Consider the following 18,334-nt stretch of genomic DNA (forward strand, 5'->3'; position numbering starts at 1 on the left):
GGGTGCCGCTCTACCGGGATGAGGCGATCGTGCTGCGCACCCAGAAGCTGGGTGAGGCGGACCGGATCGCCACGCTGCTGACCCGCGGTCGCGGCAAGATCCGCGCCGTCGCGAAGGGCGTCCGCCGTACGTCGTCCCGCTTCGGCGCCCGGCTCGAACCGTTCAGCCACGTCGACCTGCAACTGGCCACCGGCCGGACCCTCGACGTCGTCACCCAGGCCGTCTCGATCCAGGCGTACGGCGAGGGGATCGTCGGCGACTACGCCCGGTACACGACTGGCACCGTCCTGCTGGAGACCGCGGACCGGCTGGTCGTCGAGGAGAAGGAACCCGCCACCCAGCAACACCTGCTCCTGGCCGGTGCCCTCCGCGTCCTGTCCACCGGCGAACGCGAACCCGCCCTGGTCCTCGATTCCTTCCTGCTCCGCTCACTGGCGATCTCCGGCTACGCCCCCTCCTTCGGCGACTGCGCCCGCTGCGGCGAACCCGGCCCACACCGCGCCTTCAGCCCCAGCGCCGGCGGCGTCGTCTGCTCCACCTGCCGCCCTCCGGCCTCAGCGATGCCATCCCCAGCCACGGTCGCCCACCTGGCCGCCCTCCTCACCGGAGACTGGCCCACCGCCCTCCAAGCCGACCCCAGAACCCGCCGCGAAGCCACCGGTCTAGTGGCCGCCTTCTTCACCTACCACCAAGACCACCAGCTCAGGTCCCTACCTCACCTGGACCTGACGTCCTAGAGCTCTTGCTGGCTGGACTTCTCTTGGCTCTGTCCGGTGGGCTTGCTGGCCTCTGGCGTGGCCTCGGGTGCGTGCGGCGTGCCAGGCGGGACCACTGCCGTGAGGGCGGCGTGGTGTGCTGAGCCTCGTACGTTGGCTGTCAGGACCGGCGCGGTGCCCTTTTGCTCGTCCGGCACCTTGTCGTTCAGCTTCTGCGCAAAGGCGCGGAGCTCCCGCAGGCGGGCCATTTTGTCGAGCAGAGCGGGCATAGTGCGTGGGTCGAACCGGTTGTTGGCCACCATTTGCTGCATCGCCGCTGTGACGCGCTCGGTGTCTTCCGTGAGCTTGCGGACGAGGAACTGCGAGAGCTTCTCGACCCGCATCGCGTGCGGGCCGTTCGCCGGCGGTTTGAAGTCCTTGACGTTCTCTGTCACGAGGACGTCCGATTCGCTGTACACGGCCGCTGCCAGCACATGCCTGTCTTTCGCGTCGGCCACCATCTGGTCCTCCAGACCCTTGGGGTGGTCGCCGGTCATCGCGTGCGGAAACGCACCGTTCATGGCCTCGATGCGCCGGTCGATCCTGTCTGCCGGAACGGCTTTAGGCGTGTGCCGGCGCATCTCTTCGATGACGCCCTGGGACCAACGGGGATCGAGGACGTCATGCTCCGCCAGCGACAGCAGGATGTTGGTGGTCAGCTGACCGACGATCACGTTGGCGTCCAGAAACGCGCGCTCCGGGCGGCTCGAGCTGGGTGAGCGCGACTCTGTCACGACGGCCTCCCATCAGCGTCCGATTCGTCCCACGGCTCCTCGTCCAGCAGCTCCTGGAGCGCCGCGCTGCGCTCTTCCCGGCGCTTGTTGTCCCAGGCGATCACGTCGGCGAGGCGGACCCAGTCGACGTACTCCGACGACCGGAACGGAACAGCGCCTTCGGCAACATACTTGCGCAGGTCGTCGCGGGCCATCCCGATCGCGTCGGCCGCCTCGTCGATCGGCAGCTCCGGCCGGTACGGCGAGATCTTCACCGCCTGGCCGGCCCGCATCGCCGCGAGTACGTGCTGGATCGCGTTGAACACCAGCGGCGGGATCTCCTCGCGTACGCCGTCAGGGCCGACCACCGCGGGCCCGTCGGGCAGGAGGTGGCGCTCATCCGGGTCCAGCAGATAGATCCGCGCATCGGTGGTAGGTCCAGGCATGTCCCTGAGTCTATGGCCGGTACCGGCCAGTTGCCGGGTAGGCGGGGCGGTGCGAGAGACTCGGGGCATGTCGCCGTTGGGTCGTCGCCGGAGTCGGGAGATCGCGAGTAGCCGGGACAAGGTGGTGGTGCCGCCGGATGCGCATCCGTCGGGGGCGCGGCCGCCGGTGATTCCGGCGGAGCTGGTGCCGCGGCATGTGGCGATCGTGATGGACGGGAACGGTCGGTGGGCCAAGCAGCGGGGGTTGCCGCGGACCGAGGGGCACAAGGCCGGGGAGGCGTCGCTGCTGGATGTGATCAAGGGCGGCATCGAGGTCGGGGTGAAGTACATCTCGGCATACGCGTTCTCGACCGAGAACTGGGCCCGGTCGCCCGACGAGGTGCGGTTCCTGATGGGGTTCAACCGTGAGGTGATCCACCGCCGGCGCGACGAGCTGGACGCGATGGGTGTGCGGGTGGTGTGGTCCGGGCGGCGGCCGCGGTTGTGGAAGAGCGTGATCGAGGAGCTGGAGTACGCCCAGGAGCGGACCAAGCACAACGACACGATCACGCTGCAGTTCTGCGTGAACTACGGCGGCCAGGCGGAGATCGCCGACGCGATGAAGTCGATCGCCAAAGAGGTTGCCGCGGGCAAGCTCAACCCGGACCGGATCACCGAGAAGACCGTCGCGCGGCACCTGTACGCGCCGGACATCCCGGAGGTGGACCTGTTCGTGCGCTCATCCGGCGAGCAGCGGACCTCGAACTTCCTGGTCTGGCAGCTCGCGTACGCCGAGATGGTTTTCCTCGACACGCTCTGGCCGGACTTCGACCGTCGCGACCTGTGGCGCGCGATCGAGCTCTACGCCCAGCGCGACCGCCGCTACGGCGGCGCGATTCCGAACCCGGTCGCTACGAACGAGGGTTAGGCAGCAGGCCGCGCTCGATCGCCACGGTCACCGCCCGGGTGCGGTCGTCGACATCCAGTTTGGCGAAGAGCCGCTGAAGATGCGTCTTCACAGTCGCCTCGCCGATGAACAGCTCGCGCCCGATCTCCACGTTGCTCAGTCCGCGGGCGACTGCCGCGAGTACCTCCAGCTCCCGCGGCGACGGTTGAGCAGCAGCCGGGGTGGCCGGCGTACGCAACCGAGACATCAGCCGCGCCGCGACCGGGGGAGCGAGGACGGTCTCACCGCGGGCAGCCGCCCGGATCCCGTCCAGCAGGTCCGCGTGCGGCGTGTCCTTCAGCAGATACCCGGCGGCCCCGGCCTCGACCGCGTGCAGGATGTCGGTGTCCGTGTCGTACGTCGTCAGCACCAGCACGCGGGTCGTCGGATACCCGGACACGATCGCCCCGGTCGCAGCCACCCCGTCCTTGCGTGGCATCCGCAGATCCATCAGTACGACGTCCGGCCGCGTCGTCTCGACCAGCGCCAACGCCTCGGCGCCGTCGCCGGCTTCTCCGACCACCTCGATGTCGTCGGTCACCGCGAGCATCCCGATCAGCCCGGACCGCACCACCGGATGGTCGTCGACCACCAGAACCCGAATCACGCATCCTCCTGAGCTGACGGGATCAACACCTGCACCCGAGTCCCCTGACCCGGCGCGCTCTCCACCTGCACCGAACCACCCGACTCCTCGACCCGCCCCCGCATCGCCGCCAGCCCGAAACCACCCGACGACACCGATGGCGAGAACCCCGATCCGTCGTCCCGGATCTCGATCCACACCCCGCCGTCCGAGATCCCCAACGTGATCAGCACCTGCGTCGCACCGGCGTGCTTGCGTACGTTCGCCAGCGCCTCCTGCGCCGCCCGCAACAGCACCACCTGCTGCCCCTGCGGCAGCGCGGCGACCTCCTCGTCCGGCAGATCGAGCGATACCTGAACGTCGACGCCCGTCTCGGCCGCGAATCGTTCGGCCTGCCGGCGCAGCACCTCGGTCAACGTTGCCTCTGACAACGCGACTGGGGTGAACGCTGCAACCAGCGCGCGGGCCTCGGCCAGGTTCTCCCGCGCGGTGTCCTCGATCGCCGCCAGCCGGGCCGCGGCCCCGTCCGTACCGCCGCGCTGGAGCTCGACCGCGGCCGTCTGGGCGAGCATCACGATACTGGTCATGCCCTGCGCGAGGGTGTCGTGGATCTCACGCGCCATCCGCTCCCGCTCGGCCATCACGCCCGCGGTGTGGTGCGCCTCGGCAAGCTCGTCCCGGGCCGACTCGAGTTGCTCGATCAGCTCCGCGCGTTGCTCGCTCTGGGTGATCACCTTCTCGATCCAGATCCCGAACAGCAGGCTCACGACCAGGCTGACCGCCATCCACGGCAGCACCGACCAGAACGTGTCCCAGCCCCACCCGGCACTCCACAGCTGCGCGGTTCCGACTCCGATCACCAGGAGCAAACTGAACGCCGCACCCTCGCGGACGTCCTCGCACAGCAGCCAGATCTGCGCCGACGCGATGAACATCAGGAACACCGACTGTGGATAAAGCCCGACCAGCACCATCAGGCAGCCGATCAGCAGGATCCGATAGAGGTACGACGGCAGTCGCCGGCGCGACCTGACCGCGGGAAGCCCGATGAACTGGTACGCCGCTCCGAGCAGCACCACGGCACCGGTGTAGACGATCCGGCGCGTGGTGCCGAGCTCGGTGGTGAACGAGATCGCCAGCGTCATGCCCAGCAGCACCCAGAACACGATGTGCCAGCCGACCAGCGTCCGGGTCCAGACCGGCTGGTCGGTGCGCAGATTCCTGTGTTCCACGGGGCCCATCTTCCTCTACCGAAGATTGTCGACAATCAGCCGGCGTCGCGCCGGGTCCACCGGAAGACGCGCTGGGCGACGACGAGTCCGACGACCAGCCAGATCGACAGCACGATCGCGCCCGTCCCCAGCTGCCACGAACCGCCCGGCTCGTTCACCTCGTATCCGTCCGGCAGGAACACCGACCGCATCCCCTGCGCCAGCCACTTCAGCGGGAAGAACTCCGACACCGTCCGCATCCAGGCCGGTAGGCTGCTGTACACGAAGTACACCCCGGAGATGAACTGCAGCAGCAGGACCACCGGCGTCACCACCGCCGACGCGGCCTTGCCCGACTTCGGTACGACGGAGAACGCGATCCCGAGCACCGACCCGGACGCCGTACCGAGCACGAAGATCCACAGGAAGTGCAGCCACTTCGACGGCTCGGTCGGAATGTCGACGCCCAGTAGCAGCCCGGCGATCGCGAGCAGCAACCCGAACTGCAGGATCGACGTGGTCAGGACCAGCCCGATCTTGCCGATGAAGTACGACTGCGGCGACATCGGCGTACCGCGCAACCGCTTCAGCAGGTCCTCGTCGCGCTCCATCGCGATGGTGATGGCGAGCGACTGGAAGCTGGTCAGGAAGATGCCGGAGGCAATCATCCCGGGGGTGAAGTAGGTGGCGGCGGTGACGCCGCCGGAGAAGTCGGTGCCGCTGAACACGGCCGAGAAGATGGCCAGGAAGATGATCGGGAAGAAGAAGGTGAAGATCAACTGCTCCCGCTCGCGGAAGAACTGCTTGACCTCGAGCCGAGTCCGGGAGAGCCCGACCTTGAGGGGCGACGGCAGGGTGGTGGTGGCGACGGCACTCATCGGACGGCTCCAGCGGTGAGAGAGGTGGGCTCGGCAGCGACCGCGGGCCGGCCGATCAGTTCGAGGTAGATGTCTTCCAGGCTCGGTCGCCGGACCTCCAGCTCCGGGACCTCACCGCCGTACTGCGCCATCAGCCGGGCGACCTCCGCGGTCGGTTCGTCGGTGCGGACCTCGCGCATGCCGTCCGGGGACAGCCAGGACACCCGCGCGGTGCGGGCACCGCGGCCGCCGAGCGTCTCCGGCGTACCGACCTCGACCATCTGGCCGTCGGCGATCACCCCGACCCGGTCGGCCAGGTGCTCGGCCTCGTCCAGGTAGTGGGTGGTGAGCAGGATGGTGGTGCCTTCGGTCCGCAGGTTCTCGATCAGCGCCCAGAACTGCCGGCGCGCCTCCGGGTCGAATCCAGTGGTCGGCTCGTCCAGGAACAGCAGTTCCGGGTTCCCGATCACGCCCAGCGCGACGTCCAGCCTGCGCCGCTGACCGCCGGAGAGCTTGCGAGTCCGCGTACGGCGCTTCTCGTCCAGACCGACCGCGGCGATCACCTCGTCCGGGTCGCGCGGCGCGGGGTAGTAGCCGGCGAAGTGGTTCACCAGCTCGGCGACGGACAGCTCGGCCTCGTCGCGCGAGGTCTGGGACACGATCCCGAGCCGCGCCCGCCAGTGCCGATCACCGCGTGCCGGGTCCACCCCGAGCACAGTGACCTCACCGAGGTCGGCCCGGCGATACCCCTCCAGGATCTCCACGGTCGTCGTCTTGCCGGCGCCGTTCGGTCCGAGCAGCGCGAAGACCTCACCCCGATGAATGTCCAGGTCCACCCCGTTCACGGCGACCTTGTCCGGGTACCGCTTCACCAGCCCCCGCACCCTCACAGCCTCATCTGTCGTCATGCCGTCCAGCCTCTCGTCCACAGCCCGCCGCCTGGGAGCACCACCCGGCGGACCCCGTGTCCCCCAACCGGTGGACACGCGCCGCGCGCGAGGGGCTGACGTCGTACGGCGGATGCGGTTAGGTTCGGGGGATGGGTCAGACGGTGCGTGGTGTGGTGGCGAGGGGCAAAGGCGAGCCGGTGTCGATCGAGGAGATCACCATCCCCGATCCAGGGCCGGGGGAGGCGGTGGTGAAAGTCCAGGCGTGCGGCGTCTGCCACACCGACCTGCACTATCGCGAAGGCGGCATCAACGACGACTTCCCGTTCCTGCTCGGCCATGAGGCGGCGGGGATCGTGGAGTCGGTGGGCGAGGGCGTGACCGACCTCCACCCGGGCGACTTCGTCGTACTGAACTGGCGGGCGGTCTGCGGGAACTGTCGCGCCTGCCTGCGCGGCCGCCCGTGGTACTGCTTCAGCACGCACAACGCGAAGCAGAAGATGGCCCTTGCCGACGGCACCGAACTGTCACCCGCGCTCGGCATCGGCGCCTTCGCCGAGAAGACCCTGGTCGCGGCTGGGCAGTGCACCAAGGTCGACCCGGCCGCGAAGCCCGAGGTCGCCGGGCTGCTCGGCTGCGGCGTGATGGCCGGCCTCGGCGCCGCCATCAACACCGGCAACGTCGGCCGCGGTGACTCGGTCGCCGTGATCGGCTGCGGCGGAGTCGGTACGGCGGCCGTCGTCGGCTCACGGCTCGCCGGGGCCGCGCGAGTCATCGCCATCGACATCGACCAGCGCAAACTCGACGTCGCCCGGGAGCTCGGCGCGACCCACACGATCAACTCCAAGGACCTCGACCAGGACGGTGTGGTCGAAGCGGTCCAGGAGCTGACCGGCGGGTTCGGCGCGGACGTGGTGATCGACGCGGTCGGCCGGCCGGAAACGTGGAAGCAGGCCTTCTACGCCCGCGACCTGGCCGGCACGGTCGTGCTGGTCGGCGTACCGACGCCGGAGATGAGCCTCGAGATGCCGCTGCTCGACTTCTTCGGCCGCGGCGGTTCGCTCAAGTCCAGCTGGTACGGCGACTGCCTGCCGACCCGCGACTTCCCACTCCTGATCGACCTCCACCTCCAGGGCCGGCTACCGCTGGACCGCTTCGTCTCCGAGACCATCGCGCTGGACGAGGTCGAGGCCGCGTTCACCAAGATGCACCACGGCGACGTCCTGCGGTCAGTCGTGGTCTTCTAGACCTTGAAGGAGATCCACACGTCGGGGTTCGCTTCGGACTTGCCGGGGATCGGGCGGCGTTCCTGCGTCCAGACGTCACCGGAGATCTCGGTCGCGACCCGCTGCCAGAACCGGACGGCCTTCTCGTTGTTGGCCTGGAACGCCACCTCGCACGGCCCCGGGTGATGTGCCAGAACCTCCCGCACTGCGCGCAGACCCAGTCCGTTGCGCCGGACCGGTCGCACGAGGAAGAAGGCGTTGAGCACGTGCACCGGCTGCAGCAGCGCTCGCATGAAGCAGAAACCAACCGGGTTCTCTCCGGTGTGGAACAGGTAGCCGGCCCACTCCGGATCGCCGGTCAGCACCTTCTCCAACCACTCGGTCCGATACCCGCCGTCCGGCCGCGGCAACTGCCCCTGGAACTCGGACAGGTCATGACGGAACATCAGCCACAGCCGCTCCAGGACTTCCCGGTCAGCTGCGGTGGTACGCCGTACGACGAGATCAGACATGGGTCTCCTCAGACAGGAACAACAGGGGATGAGAACGCAGAAAAGCCTCCCGCGGGAAGCGGGAGGCTCACTGCTGCACAGTTTATCAGCCGAGCGGGGCCGTCTTCCCGGCCACCCAGTTCATGTCCGGGTACCGCGTGCCGACCGGCGTGAGCTTGGACAGTGCCTCGACATCCTCGGCCGACAGCACCAGGTCGACGGCGCGAGCGTTCTCCTCCAGGTACTTGCGCCGCTTCGTCCCCGGGATCGGGGCGACATCGTTGCCCTGCGCAAGCACCCACGCGAGCGCGACCTGCCCGGGCGTCGCGTCGTAGCGGGCGGCGACCGAACGGATCTCCTCCACCAGCGCCAGGTTCGCCTCCTCGTTCTCGGCCGAGAACCGCGGCAGCGTCCGGCGGTAGTCGTCAGCCGCCAGCTCCGACACCCGCGGCCCCGCGCCGGTCAGCATCCCGCGCCCGAGCGGCGAGTACGGCACGATCCCGATGCCGAGCTCGCGGCACGTCGGCAGCACCTCGTCCTCGATGTCCCGGCTGAACACCGACCACTCGGTCTGCACCGCGGTGATCGGATGTACGGCGTGCGCCCGCCGGATGGTGTCCGCCGACGCCTCCGACAGTCCGAGGTACTTCACCTTTCCGGCCTCGACCAACGAAGCCATCGCACCAACGGTCTCTTCCACCGGTACGGCGGGATCCATCCGGTGCTGGTAGTACAGATCGACGTGGTCGAGCCCGAGCCGGCTCAGCGATCCGTCGATCGACGACCGCACGTACTCGGGCGATCCGTTCACGCCACGAACCGCCGGATTACGCGGATCACCGGTGATGCCGAACTTGGTCGCCAGGAACACCTCGTCCCGGCGGTCCGCGATGCCTCGGCCGACCAGTTCCTCGTTCGCGCCGAAGCCGTACATGTCGGCGGTGTCGAGGAACGTGATCCCCAAGTCGAGCGCCCGGTGCAGTGTCGCGATCGACTCGGTGTCGTCGGTCGCGCCGTACGCGTAGCTCATCCCCATGCAGCCGAGTCCCAGCCGGCTGACCTCAGCGCCTTCATTACCCAGCTTCATCTGTCTGTCTCCTTCGAAATGGCATGGCTTCGCCCACCGACGGACCTCCGAGGGTCGCCGGCTCAGGTGAAAGGTGGTTGGTTACGGAGCGGCGGTGCCGCCGTACACGGTGATCTTGTAGTCGGTCACCGCGAGCGCGAGCTGCAGATCACGCAGCTGCTGCTGGATCCTGGCCCGGTGCTCCTGCATCAGGGCGAGCCGCTGCGGCTCGGTGTGCTCGCCCTCTTCGACCAGGTCCAGGTAGTGGCTCATCGTGCCGATCGGCATCCCGGACGCGCGGAGCCTGGTGACGAACACGATCCGCGCCATCGCCCGCCGGTCGTAACTGCGGTAGCCCGCGGCGTCGCGACCCACGTGGACCAGCCCGACCCGTTCGTAGTACCGCAGCGTGTGGGCGGTGAGGCCGGTGAGCTCGGCGGCCTCGGCGATGGTGAGCTGCTCCGGCAGATCGGCCGGGAGATCCAGCAGGCCCAGCAGCTCCCGGTCGATGAGCTCGGTCGTGGTCATGTCTTCGACAGTACGGGTTAGAGCGCGCTCAAAGGCAAAGGTGACTTAGGTCACGCTTGCTGGCAGTCGGAGCAGGTGCCGAAGATCTCCAGCGTGTGGCTGATGTCGGCGTACCCGTGCTCGGCCGCGATCTTGTCGGCCCAGCGCTCGACCGCCGGGCCCTCAACCTCGACAGTGCGGCCGCAGTTGCGGCAGACCAGGTGGTGATGGTGACCCTTCGAGCAGCGCCGATACGCCGTCTCGCCGTCGGCGGTCCGCAGTACGTCGACCTCGCGGGAGTCGGCGAGGGCCTGGAGGGTCCGGTAGACAGTGGTCAGGCCGACGGCCTCGCCCGCGGACCGGAGCTCCTGGTGGATCTCCTGGGCCGTCCGGAAGTCGTCGAGATTGTCGAGCGCCGACGCCACCGCCGCGCGCTGACGGGTCGAGCGTGTTCCGATGGCCACCGTTCCTCCTGTCATTCCGTCACCGAATTTTGCCGGTAACCGCGCCCAATTCTCTCAGAAGTCAGTGTTCGTCCCAATGATCGCCGTGCGCCGCGTGCAGGTGCCCGTCGTGCACGTAGTCCACGTGATCCCCGTGCTCCACCTTCGTATGGCCGCACCTCGGGTCGTGCTGGTGCGGATGCCCGGCACTCACCACGTGAGGCTCCGGCACCGGTACGCCGACCTCCGGCTCCTCGTCCGGCAGCGGAGCGACCTGGCGATGCCGCCGCCGGATCAGCGTCCCAGCCGTCGCCGCCACCACGAACCCGGCCAGCGCCAGTACGACGATGGTCGCGCCCGGAGCCACATTCGCGTTGTACGACGTGACGATGCCGGCCAGGCACGCGACGACACCGATCACACAAGCCGTCACGAACGTACTGCGGAACGACCGCGTCACCTGCTGTGCCGTCGCCACCGGGACGACCATGAGCGCACTCACCAGCAGCAACCCCACGGTCCGCATAGCCACCGTCACAGTCACCGCGGCCATCACCGCGATCACCAGGTTCAGCAACTGCACCCGCAGCCCGGTGACGCGCGCGAACTCCTCGTCCTGGCACACCGCGAACAGCTGCGGTCCGAGCCCGATTGCCACCACGAGAACAGTCACAGCCAGGCCGACGACGACGTACAGATCACTGGGCGACACAGTGGTGAGCGAGCCGAACAGATAGGTATTCAGCGTCGCCGCGCCCTGACCAGCAAGGCCGATGAGCAGCACGCCGCCCGCAATACCGCCGTAGAAAAGCAGGGCCAAGGCGACATCGCCGCTGGCCTTGCCGCGGGCGCGGACGAGCTCGATCGCGGTGGCGCCGGCGATGGAAACAAGGATCGCGGTGAGGACGGGCGCACTGCCCGTGAGCAGACCGAGGGCGACACCGGTGATCGCGATGTGGCCGATGCCGTCGCCCATCAGCGACAGCCGGCGCTGGACCAGGTAGGTGCCGATCGCGGGAGCGGAGAGACCGGTGAGCAGCCCGGCGATCAAGGCCCGCTGCATGAACTCGAGCTGGAACATCGTCATGAGGAGAGCCATCCCGGTTCGTCGCCACCGGTATGCGGGTGGACGTGTGCGTGCGTCTGCGAGGCGTGCGGCGGACCGTCGTACACGATCCGGCCACGGCGCAGTACGACGGAACGGTCGATCAGCGCGTCCATCGGGCCGAGGTCGTGGCTGACCATCACCACGGTGGTGCCGCGGGCGACTCGCTCGCGGATCGCGTCGGCGAAGATCTGCTGGCTGGCCAGGTCGACCCCGGCGGTCGGCTCGTCGAGGATCAGCAGGTCCGGATCGGACACCAGCGCCCGCGCGATCAGGACCCGCTGCTGCTGCCCGCCGGACAGCTCCGCGACCGCGTCCTTTCGGTGATCGGGCATATCCACGAGCTGCAGCGCCTCATCGACCGCCTGCTTCTGCGCAGCCCGCAGGGGAGTGAACATCCGCCGTTGCGAGAGCAGCCCCGACGACACCACTTCATACACAGTTGCCGGTACGCCGCCGGCCGCCGTGATGCGCTGCGGGACATAACCGACGCGTCGCCACTGCCGGAAGCGTGGAACCGGCGTACCGAAAAGGCGGACCTCACCGCGTGCCGCGGAGAGCAGCCCGACGACGGTCTTGATCAGGGTCGACTTGCCGGAGCCGTTGGTGCCGAGGACGGCGACCACCTCGCCCTGGCGGATCTGCAGATCGACCCCGCGCAAGACGGGACGACCGCCCAGGTCAACCGAGAGATCGGTGACCTGAACGGCCTTCGCAGTGTCTTCTGAACGTGTCACGCGCAGCTGTTCGCCTTCCGGAGCTCTTGCAGATTCTCCCGCATCAGCGTCAGGTAGGTCTCTTTGGAGTTGGCATCCGACAGACCTTCGATCGGGCTCAGTACGGCGGTCTGCACGCCGACGTCGCGCGCGATCGTCTCGGCCACCTTCGGGCTGACCAGCTCCTCGTAGAAGATCGTGGTCACGTGCTGGGCCTTCACGATGTCCTGGACCTCCCTGATCCGGGTCGGGGTCGGCTCGGCGTCCGGGGTGAACCCGGCGATGCCGACCATCGTCAGACCGTATCGCTTCGCCATGTACGCGAAGGCCTCGTGACTCGTCACGAACGTCTTGAGTTTGCAGTCGGACAGGCCGGACTTGTACTCGGAGTCGAGTTTGCCGACCTCGTCGAGCAGCGTCTTGGCCCGTGCCTTGTAGCCGTCGGCGTTGGCGGCGTCGGTGGCGACCAGCTTGTCGGTGACCGCCTGGACGACGGCGGCGTACCGGACCGGGTCGAGCCAGAAGTGTGGGTCGAGCGCCTTGTCGTTGTGCGCGGCTGGCGCGGCCGCCTCGCCTTCCTCGTGCTCCTCGAAGTCCGCGCCGGTGGCCTCCAGCTTGGCGGCGGGGGCCACGTCGAAACCGGCGTCCTTGGCGTTCTGCGCAACCGCTTCGTCGACCGCGGGCTGCAGGTCCTTCTCGTAGACGACCAGCTTCGCTCCGGCGATTTCGCCGACCTGCTTGGGGGTCAGCTCGAGGTCGTGCGGCTCGACGCCGGGTGCGGTCAGCGTGGTCACATTCACCGCGTCGCCCCCCACTGTGCGGGCGATGAACTCCAACGGGTAGAACGAAGCGACGACGTCGAGCTTGTCGCCACCGGAGCCGCTGGCGGACGAGTCGCCGCATCCGGCCAGGGTGACGGCGGCCAGGGCGGTGGCGCCGGCGAGGACAGCACGAACAGAAGATCTCATGACAATCATTTTCAGTTAGTTGGAAGTGGTTGTCAAAACAGGGAGTTGACCTGAGCATGGCCAGCCAAGGCCGACGGCGCGCCGACCACCGGGCCGCACGCCGTCGTAAACTCGACGTTCCCGCAGGTCACGGCCATGGTCACGGGCATGGTCACGGCGATCACGTAGTCGACACGTCGGTGGTGAACTCGGACGCGATCGTCGCCCGGCGCGTTCGGATAGTGGTCGCCGCCATCCTGGCTCCGCTCATCCTGGCGGCCGTGATCGCCATGGTGGTGATGTGGCCGGACAGCAATCTGAAGGTCGCGTCGTACCAGACGGACACCGCGCGCGCGGAGGTCACCACGATCAAGGCGTGCCCGAATCCGAAGGACAAGTGCGACGAGGCGACGATCAAGCTGAGCACCGGTCCGGACAAGGGCAAGACGACGACGGTCCAGGTGCCCCAGGGCATCACGGTGTCGGTCAAGGCCGGGCAGTCCGTGATGCTGGGCGTCCAGACCGACGCGAAGAACATCGCCGACCGGTACCAGTACGTCGATCACGACCGCACCAAACCGTTGCTGATTCTCGCGCTGATCTTCTCGGTCGCGGTGGTCGCGCTGTCGCGCTGGCGAGGATTCGCCGCCCTGATCGCACTTGCCGTCACCGCGGTGATGCTGACCCAGTTCATCCTGCCGGCGATCCTGAGCGGCTCGAATCCGCTGCTGGTCGCGGTGGTCGGCGGCTCGGTGGTGATGGCGATCGCGCTGTTCCTCACCCATGGGATCAATGCCGAGAGTTCGATCGCCTTGTCCGGAACGATCGCGGCGCTCGGGCTGACGGTGCTGCTGGGCTGGTTCTTCACCAAGTTCTGTCAGCTCAGCGGTCTGGCGAGCGACAGCGCCTCGGCAGTGAAGCAGTTCTTCCCGAACGTCGACCTCGTCGGCCTGCTGGTGGCCGGCATGGTCATCGGTGCGCTCGGCGTACTCGACGACGTCACCGTCACCCAGGCGGCGGCCGTGTGGGAGCTCTCCGCGGCGAACCCGTCGGCGAGCCGACGTGAGCTGGTCGCCGCGGGCCTGCGGATCGGCCGTACGCACGTGGCCTCGGTGGTGAACACCCTCGTCCTCGCGTACGCCGGTGCCGCGATGCCCGTCCTGATTACCTTCGCCATCCAGGGCATCCCGGCTCAGTACACGATCTCGACGGAGATCGTCGCGATGGAAGTCGTCCGCGGTCTGGTCGGCAGCCTCGGCATCATCGCGGCCGTCCCGCTCACCACCGCCCTGGCCGCGATGGCCGTCGCCGACCGCTCCCGCGACCTGGTCGCCGCCTAGCCGTTGGCGAGGCGGGAGACCGCGAAGAGCAGGATGACCAGGACCGAGAACACTCGCAGCGCGCGCTGGCCGTTGGTGACGACCGGCCAGGACAGGAAGCCGAGCCAGGACAGCAGCAGCGCGAGCAGGAGCAGCGCGGGGACCCCCAGCGGGACCGGAGCGAACATTCCCGCGAGCGCGAGGACCAGGGTGATTCCGGGCAGCGTGAGCTTCGGCATCCCGTGCAGCTTCGCCACGTACGGGTAACTGATCTTGGTGATCCGCTGCCGTAGGGGACTCACCGGCTGACTGCTGCTCATTCGGCCATTGTTCCAGGTCGGTCCAACGGGATCGCCGAGTGCCTCGTGAAGAAACGTTCGGCACCTTTATCGGCGCCCCAGACGCCCGCTGGCGGCGTTGTCGTCGTCGCGCAATGCTCCGCATTGCTCTCCTCCTCCGCCTTGCCAGCGAACGCCTGGACCACCGCTAAAGGCACCAACGTTCCTTCACGAGGCACTAGTGTGTCCCGGGTGTTCGTGGTGATCAGGTTCCGGGTGGGGGAGTCGGCGCAGGCGGAGTTCGCGGTCCGGTTGCAGGCGGCGCTCGACGTACTGGGGAAGCAGAAAGGGTTCGTCGCGGCGCGGGCCGGGCGGAATGTCGACGACCCTGAGTTGCTGGCGTTGACCTTGGAGTGGGAGAACATCGGCAGCTATCGCCGGGCACTGTCGCCCTACGAGGTGAAACTGGCCGCTGTGCCGTTGCTCTCCGAGGCGATCGACGAGCCGACCGCGTACGAGGAGTTGCTGCCTGAGTACCTGCCGCAGCACTGATGCGACACCCCGGGCCCGGACCGATAGCCTGGACCCTTCCGTACTGCCAACTGTGTTTGTTAGTGGAGTCGAAAAGTGCCCGTGGAAACCGTCGATGCCGTCGTCAGCCTCAGCAAGCGGAGAGGCTTCGTGTACCCGTGCGGCGAGATCTACGGCGGTACCAAGTCGGCCTGGGACTACGGGCCGCTGGGCGTGGAGCTGAAGAACAACGTCCGGACCCAGTGGTGGCGGGCGATGGTGACAAGCCGTGACGACATCGTCGGGCTGGACTCGTCGGTGATCCTGCCGACGAAGGTGTGGGAGGCGTCCGGGCACCTGTCCGAGTTCGTCGACCCGCTGACCGAGTGCCAGTCCTGTCACAAGCGGTTCCGTGACGACCACCTGCGGGAGGACTTCGCGCGGCGGAAGAACAAGGACGCCGACGACGTCAAGCTGGCCGAGATCGCCTGCCCGAACTGCGGAAACAAGGGCACCTTCACCGAGCCGCGGATGTTCAACGGCCTGCTCAAGACCTACCTCGGCCCGGTGGAGTCCGAGGAAGGCCTGCACTACCTGCGCCCCGAAACCGCGCAGGGCATCTTCATCAACTTCGCCAACGTGATGGGTACGGCGCGGAAGAAGCCGCCGTTCGGCATCGCCCAGGTCGGCAAGAGCTTCCGGAACGAGATCACCCCGGGCAACTTCATCTTCCGGACCCGCGAGTTCGAGCAGATGGAGATGGAGTTCTTCGTCGCGCCCGGCAGCGACGAGGAGTGGCACGAGTACTGGCTGAAGACCCGCTGGGACTGGTACGTCGACCTCGGCCTGAACCCGGACAACATGCGCTTCTACGAGCACCCGCAGGAGAAGCTCAGCCACTACTCCAAGCGCACCGTCGACATCGAGTACAAGTTCAACTTCGGCGGCAAAGAGTTCGACGAGCTCGAGGGCATCGCGAACCGGACCGACTTCGATCTGTCCACGCATTCCAAGCACTCCGGCGCCGACCTGTCGTATTTCGACCAGGAGAAGGGCGAGCGCTGGACGCCGTACGTGATCGAGCCCGCGGCCGGCCTGACCCGCAACGTGCTCGCGTTCCTGCTCGACGCGTACACCGAGGACGAGGCGCCGAACGCCAAGGGCGGCGTGGACAAGCGGACGGTGCTGCGGTTCGACCCGCGGCTCGCTCCGGTCAAGGCCGCCGTACTGCCGCTGTCGCGCAACGCGGATCTGTCCCCGAAGGCTCGCGATCTGGCCGCCGAGCTGCGGAAGAACTGGAACGTCGACTTCGACGACGCGGGTGCGATCGGCCGTCGCTACCGCCGCCAGGACGAGATCGGTACGCCGTACTGCATCACCGTCGACTTCGACACCCTCGAGGACCAGGCGGTGACGATCCGGGAGCGCGACTCGATGAAGCAGGAGCGCGTCGCGCTGACCGAGGTGACCGGCTACCTCGCCCAGCACCTGGTCGGTTGCTGACGATGGCGTTTCGGGGGTCGCAGCTGCGGTTCGGGCTGGCTGTCTTCGGAGTCGCCGCGGTCGTGGTGTTCGCGCTGAGCGCGTGCTCCGACAGTCCGCCGTCGTCGGCGCCATCCTCAGCTGGCCGCAGCAGCTCCAGCGCTCCGATCCCCACCGCATCCACGCCCTCGCTGACTCCGCTGCCGACGCCGTCGAAGCCGTGGCCGACGCCGAAGGTGACCGGCGCGCCTTCCAGCGACGCGCCGCTGGCGGACCGGATCCAGTTCGAGATCGCCAAGCGGGCGCAGATCGCGGCGGGCAAGGCTGCTACCACTTCCGTGAAGTGCCCGGGGATCGCGGACATCGAGACGCCGGGCAAGCACTCGCTGACCTGCACGGTCACGTACGCCGGGAAGTCGTACAGCGGCGCGCTGACCGTCGACGCGAAGCAGTACAGCGCGTCGTACAAGTTCACCTCCGAGTCGGTCGCGATCGTGAAGCCGAAGGTGATCGACGCCGTACTGCGGACCGCACCCGATGCGGCCAAGGTGACCTGCACGATGGATGATGTTGCTGTGGTCAAGCATTCCGGCGCCGGTATCGCGTGCGACGTGACGACGACGGCGAACGCCGTACAGCCTTACAAAGCTCAGGTCTCCGGCAACGGCCAGGTCCTGGTGGCAAAGGCCTGACATGTTGAAGCTGGGCAATCTGACGATCGACACGCCCGTGGTGCTGGCGCCGATGGCCGGCATCACGAACGCGGCGTACCGGCGCCTCTGCGCGGAACAGGGCGCCGGGCTGTACGTGTGCGAGATGATCACCTCGCGCGGGATCGTCGAGGGCGATCAGAAGTCGCTCGACATGCTCACGTTCGACTCTCGTGAGACCGTGCGGTCGGTGCAGCTGTACGGCGTCGATCCGGTGTACGTCGGCCGCGCGGTCCAGTTGCTCTGCGACCAGTACGGCGTCGCGCACGTCGACCTGAACTTCGGCTGCCCGGTCCCGAAGGTGACGCGCAAGGGCGGGGGAGCCGCGCTGCCGTGGAAGCGCAACCTGCTCGGCGCGATCCTGCGTGCCGCGGTCCAGGCTGCGACGCCGTACGGGGTGCAGGTCACGATGAAGACGCGGATCGGCATCGACTCCGCGCATCAGACCTATCTCGACGCCGGCCGGATCGCCGAGGAGTCGGGTGCCGCCGCGATCGGCTTGCACGGCCGTACGGCGGCGCAGGCATACTCCGGCCAGGCCGACTGGACCACGATCGCTGCGCTGGTTTCTCATGTGAACATCCCCGTGCTCGGCAACGGCGACATCTGGGAAGCCGGCGACGCCTTGAGGATGGTCGCCGAAACCGGCTGCGCCGGCGTCATCGTCGGCCGCGGCTGCCTAGGCCGCCCCTGGCTCTTCCGCGACCTGGCAGTCGCCTTCGCCGGCGGGGAAGCGTTGAATTTGCCGACCCTCGGCGAGGTCACCCAGGTCATGCGCCGCCACGGCGAACTACTTGCCGACCTGATGGGCGAACCCCGCGGCCTCCGAGACTTCCGCAAACACGTCCCCTGGTACCTCAAGGGCTTCCCCGCCGGCGGCGACCTCCGAGCCGCCCTGGGCATGGTCGAGTCCCTCAGTCAATTGGACGACCTCCTCGCCCAACTCGACCCCACCATCCCCTTCCCAGTAGCCGAACTAGGCGCCCCCCGAGGCCGCCAAGGAAGCCCCCGAGACCACATAGTCCTCCCCGAAGGCTGGCTCAACGACACAGACGGCCTCTCAGCCGACCTAGCCGCAGCCGAAATCGGCGTGTCAGGCGGCTAACTCCCGCAACCACCCACCGCCAACGAGCCCCGCAGGGGCGCAGTTCGCT

At 68.0% G+C, this 18,334-nt stretch carries 22 protein-coding genes; 8 read left to right on the top strand and 14 right to left on the bottom strand.

Going from position 1 to position 18,334, the window contains the following annotated elements; genetic code table 11:
- The first annotated feature begins 2 nt into the window (after positions 1-2).
- Positions 3-737 (top strand): DNA repair protein RecO, encoded by a 735-nt coding sequence (gene recO / locus EV646_RS26045; RefSeq protein ID WP_132152950.1) that lies wholly within the window; start codon positions 3-5, stop codon positions 735-737.
- Here recO and EV646_RS26050 read toward each other — a convergent pair.
- Positions 734-1,489: a PIN domain-containing protein gene (locus tag EV646_RS26050; protein WP_132152952.1), complete on the bottom strand. Its 756-nt coding sequence runs from the start codon at positions 1,487-1,489 to the stop codon at positions 734-736. The genes recO and EV646_RS26050 overlap by 4 nt on opposite strands.
- Positions 1,486-1,914, bottom strand: a complete 429-nt coding sequence (locus EV646_RS26055) for a hypothetical protein (protein WP_132152954.1) — start codon at positions 1,912-1,914, stop codon at positions 1,486-1,488. The genes EV646_RS26050 and EV646_RS26055 overlap by 4 nt, the downstream gene beginning before the upstream one ends.
- 67 nt (positions 1,915-1,981) lie before the next feature.
- Between EV646_RS26055 and EV646_RS26060 the strand changes: the two genes are divergently transcribed.
- Positions 1,982-2,821: an isoprenyl transferase gene (locus tag EV646_RS26060; RefSeq protein ID WP_132152956.1), complete on the top strand. Its 840-nt coding sequence runs from the start codon at positions 1,982-1,984 to the stop codon at positions 2,819-2,821.
- Here the strand turns inward: EV646_RS26060 and EV646_RS26065 are convergent.
- The 4 genes from EV646_RS26065 to EV646_RS26080 are packed head-to-tail and all read right to left on the bottom strand — an operon-like array spanning position 2,805 to position 6,401.
- Positions 2,805-3,446: a response regulator gene (locus EV646_RS26065; protein ID WP_132152958.1), complete on the bottom strand. Its 642-nt coding sequence runs from the start codon at positions 3,444-3,446 to the stop codon at positions 2,805-2,807. The genes EV646_RS26060 and EV646_RS26065 overlap by 17 nt on opposite strands.
- On the bottom strand, positions 3,443-4,657 hold the full coding sequence (locus EV646_RS26070) for a sensor histidine kinase (RefSeq protein ID WP_241996326.1): 1,215 nt from the start codon (positions 4,655-4,657) through the stop codon (positions 3,443-3,445). The genes EV646_RS26065 and EV646_RS26070 overlap by 4 nt, the downstream gene beginning before the upstream one ends.
- Positions 4,658-4,692: 35 nt before the next feature.
- Complete coding sequence (locus EV646_RS26075) at positions 4,693-5,514, bottom strand: ABC transporter permease (protein ID WP_132152962.1); 822 nt, start codon at positions 5,512-5,514, stop codon at positions 4,693-4,695.
- Positions 5,511-6,401, bottom strand: a complete 891-nt coding sequence (locus EV646_RS26080; RefSeq protein WP_132152964.1) for an ABC transporter ATP-binding protein — start codon at positions 6,399-6,401, stop codon at positions 5,511-5,513. The genes EV646_RS26075 and EV646_RS26080 overlap by 4 nt, the downstream gene beginning before the upstream one ends.
- 131 nt (positions 6,402-6,532) lie before the next feature.
- Here EV646_RS26080 and EV646_RS26085 point away from each other — a divergent pair, with 131 nt between their 5' ends.
- Positions 6,533-7,627 (top strand): S-(hydroxymethyl)mycothiol dehydrogenase, encoded by a 1,095-nt coding sequence (locus EV646_RS26085; RefSeq protein ID WP_132152966.1) that lies wholly within the window; start codon positions 6,533-6,535, stop codon positions 7,625-7,627.
- Here the strand turns inward: EV646_RS26085 and EV646_RS26090 are convergent.
- The 7 genes from EV646_RS26090 to EV646_RS26120 form a co-directional block, all read right to left on the bottom strand.
- Positions 7,624-8,118 (bottom strand): GNAT family N-acetyltransferase, encoded by a 495-nt coding sequence (locus EV646_RS26090; protein WP_132152968.1) that lies wholly within the window; start codon positions 8,116-8,118, stop codon positions 7,624-7,626. The genes EV646_RS26085 and EV646_RS26090 overlap by 4 nt on opposite strands.
- 85 nt (positions 8,119-8,203) lie before the next feature.
- On the bottom strand, positions 8,204-9,184 hold the full coding sequence (locus EV646_RS26095; RefSeq protein ID WP_132152970.1) for an aldo/keto reductase: 981 nt from the start codon (positions 9,182-9,184) through the stop codon (positions 8,204-8,206).
- An 81-nt stretch (positions 9,185-9,265) separates the two neighbouring features.
- Positions 9,266-9,691, bottom strand: coding sequence for a MerR family transcriptional regulator (locus EV646_RS26100; protein WP_132152972.1), 426 nt, complete (start codon positions 9,689-9,691; stop codon positions 9,266-9,268).
- Positions 9,692-9,741: 50 nt separating this feature from the next.
- The gene (locus EV646_RS26105) at positions 9,742-10,134 is read right to left on the bottom strand and encodes a Fur family transcriptional regulator (protein WP_241996327.1); all 393 of its coding nucleotides are present in this window, start codon (positions 10,132-10,134) and stop codon (positions 9,742-9,744) included.
- A gap of 61 nt (positions 10,135-10,195) precedes the next feature.
- Entirely contained in the window at positions 10,196-11,212 is a 1,017-nt protein-coding gene (locus EV646_RS26110; RefSeq protein WP_241996328.1) for a metal ABC transporter permease, read from the bottom strand.
- Positions 11,197-11,955 carry a metal ABC transporter ATP-binding protein gene (locus EV646_RS26115; protein ID WP_132152976.1) on the bottom strand — a complete coding sequence of 253 codons (759 nt, stop codon included), beginning with the start codon at positions 11,953-11,955 and terminating at the stop codon, positions 11,197-11,199. The genes EV646_RS26110 and EV646_RS26115 overlap by 16 nt, the downstream gene beginning before the upstream one ends.
- A complete protein-coding gene (locus EV646_RS26120; RefSeq protein ID WP_132152978.1) occupies positions 11,952-12,902 on the bottom strand; it encodes a metal ABC transporter substrate-binding protein in 951 nt (316 codons plus the stop codon). The genes EV646_RS26115 and EV646_RS26120 overlap by 4 nt, the downstream gene beginning before the upstream one ends.
- A 56-nt stretch (positions 12,903-12,958) precedes the next feature.
- Here EV646_RS26120 and EV646_RS26125 point away from each other — a divergent pair, with 56 nt between their 5' ends.
- The gene (locus EV646_RS26125) at positions 12,959-14,221 is read left to right on the top strand and encodes a YibE/F family protein (protein WP_241996329.1); all 1,263 of its coding nucleotides are present in this window, start codon (positions 12,959-12,961) and stop codon (positions 14,219-14,221) included.
- On the opposite strand, the gene EV646_RS26130 is transcribed toward EV646_RS26125, so the two are convergent.
- Positions 14,218-14,520, bottom strand: a complete 303-nt coding sequence (locus EV646_RS26130) for a DUF6703 family protein (RefSeq protein WP_132152980.1) — start codon at positions 14,518-14,520, stop codon at positions 14,218-14,220. The two genes, EV646_RS26125 and EV646_RS26130, sit on opposite strands and share 4 nt — an antisense overlap.
- Before the next feature lie 210 nt (positions 14,521-14,730).
- Here EV646_RS26130 and EV646_RS26135 point away from each other — a divergent pair, with 210 nt between their 5' ends.
- The 4 genes from EV646_RS26135 (at position 14,731) to dusB (ending at position 18,285) form a co-directional block, all read left to right on the top strand.
- Complete coding sequence (locus tag EV646_RS26135) at positions 14,731-15,030, top strand: antibiotic biosynthesis monooxygenase family protein (RefSeq protein WP_241996330.1); 300 nt, start codon at positions 14,731-14,733, stop codon at positions 15,028-15,030.
- A gap of 75 nt (positions 15,031-15,105) precedes the next feature.
- A complete protein-coding gene (locus EV646_RS26140) occupies positions 15,106-16,491 on the top strand; it encodes a glycine--tRNA ligase (protein WP_132152982.1) in 1,386 nt (461 codons plus the stop codon).
- A 2-nt stretch (positions 16,492-16,493) separates the two neighbouring features.
- A complete protein-coding gene (locus EV646_RS26145; protein WP_132152984.1) occupies positions 16,494-17,162 on the top strand; it encodes a hypothetical protein in 669 nt (222 codons plus the stop codon).
- A 1-nt stretch (position 17,163) separates the two neighbouring features.
- On the top strand, positions 17,164-18,285 hold the full coding sequence (gene dusB, locus EV646_RS26150; RefSeq protein ID WP_132152986.1) for a tRNA dihydrouridine synthase DusB: 1,122 nt from the start codon (positions 17,164-17,166) through the stop codon (positions 18,283-18,285).
- The last annotated feature ends 49 nt before the right edge of the window (positions 18,286-18,334 follow it).

The organism is Kribbella antiqua, from assembly GCF_004345665.1.
Classification (GTDB): domain Bacteria; phylum Actinomycetota; class Actinomycetes; order Propionibacteriales; family Kribbellaceae; genus Kribbella; species Kribbella antiqua.

What these genes read in the sequence shown, in the direction of transcription:
- EV646_RS26055 (WP_132152954.1), bottom strand. Translation starts at nt 1,914, where the DNA reads ATGCCTGGACCTACCACCGATGCGCGGATCTATCTGCTGGACCCGGAT.
- EV646_RS26060 (WP_132152956.1), top strand. Translation starts at nt 1,982, where the DNA reads ATGTCGCCGTTGGGTCGTCGCCGGAGTCGGGAGATCGCGAGTAGCCGG.
- EV646_RS26075 (WP_132152962.1), bottom strand. Translation starts at nt 5,514, where the DNA reads ATGAGTGCCGTCGCCACCACCACCCTGCCGTCGCCCCTCAAGGTCGGG.
- EV646_RS26080 (WP_132152964.1), bottom strand. Translation starts at nt 6,401, where the DNA reads ATGACGACAGATGAGGCTGTGAGGGTGCGGGGGCTGGTGAAGCGGTAC.
- EV646_RS26085 (WP_132152966.1), top strand. Translation starts at nt 6,533, where the DNA reads ATGGGTCAGACGGTGCGTGGTGTGGTGGCGAGGGGCAAAGGCGAGCCG.
- EV646_RS26090 (WP_132152968.1), bottom strand. Translation starts at nt 8,118, where the DNA reads ATGTCTGATCTCGTCGTACGGCGTACCACCGCAGCTGACCGGGAAGTC.
- EV646_RS26095 (WP_132152970.1), bottom strand. Translation starts at nt 9,184, where the DNA reads ATGAAGCTGGGTAATGAAGGCGCTGAGGTCAGCCGGCTGGGACTCGGC.
- EV646_RS26100 (WP_132152972.1), bottom strand. Translation starts at nt 9,691, where the DNA reads ATGACCACGACCGAGCTCATCGACCGGGAGCTGCTGGGCCTGCTGGAT.
- EV646_RS26110 (WP_241996328.1), bottom strand. Translation starts at nt 11,212, where the DNA reads ATGGCTCTCCTCATGACGATGTTCCAGCTCGAGTTCATGCAGCGGGCC.
- EV646_RS26120 (WP_132152978.1), bottom strand. Translation starts at nt 12,902, where the DNA reads ATGAGATCTTCTGTTCGTGCTGTCCTCGCCGGCGCCACCGCCCTGGCC.
- EV646_RS26125 (WP_241996329.1), top strand. Translation starts at nt 12,959, where the DNA reads ATGGCCAGCCAAGGCCGACGGCGCGCCGACCACCGGGCCGCACGCCGT.
- EV646_RS26130 (WP_132152980.1), bottom strand. Translation starts at nt 14,520, where the DNA reads ATGAGCAGCAGTCAGCCGGTGAGTCCCCTACGGCAGCGGATCACCAAG.
- EV646_RS26145 (WP_132152984.1), top strand. Translation starts at nt 16,494, where the DNA reads ATGGCGTTTCGGGGGTCGCAGCTGCGGTTCGGGCTGGCTGTCTTCGGA.
- dusB (WP_132152986.1), top strand. Translation starts at nt 17,164, where the DNA reads ATGTTGAAGCTGGGCAATCTGACGATCGACACGCCCGTGGTGCTGGCG.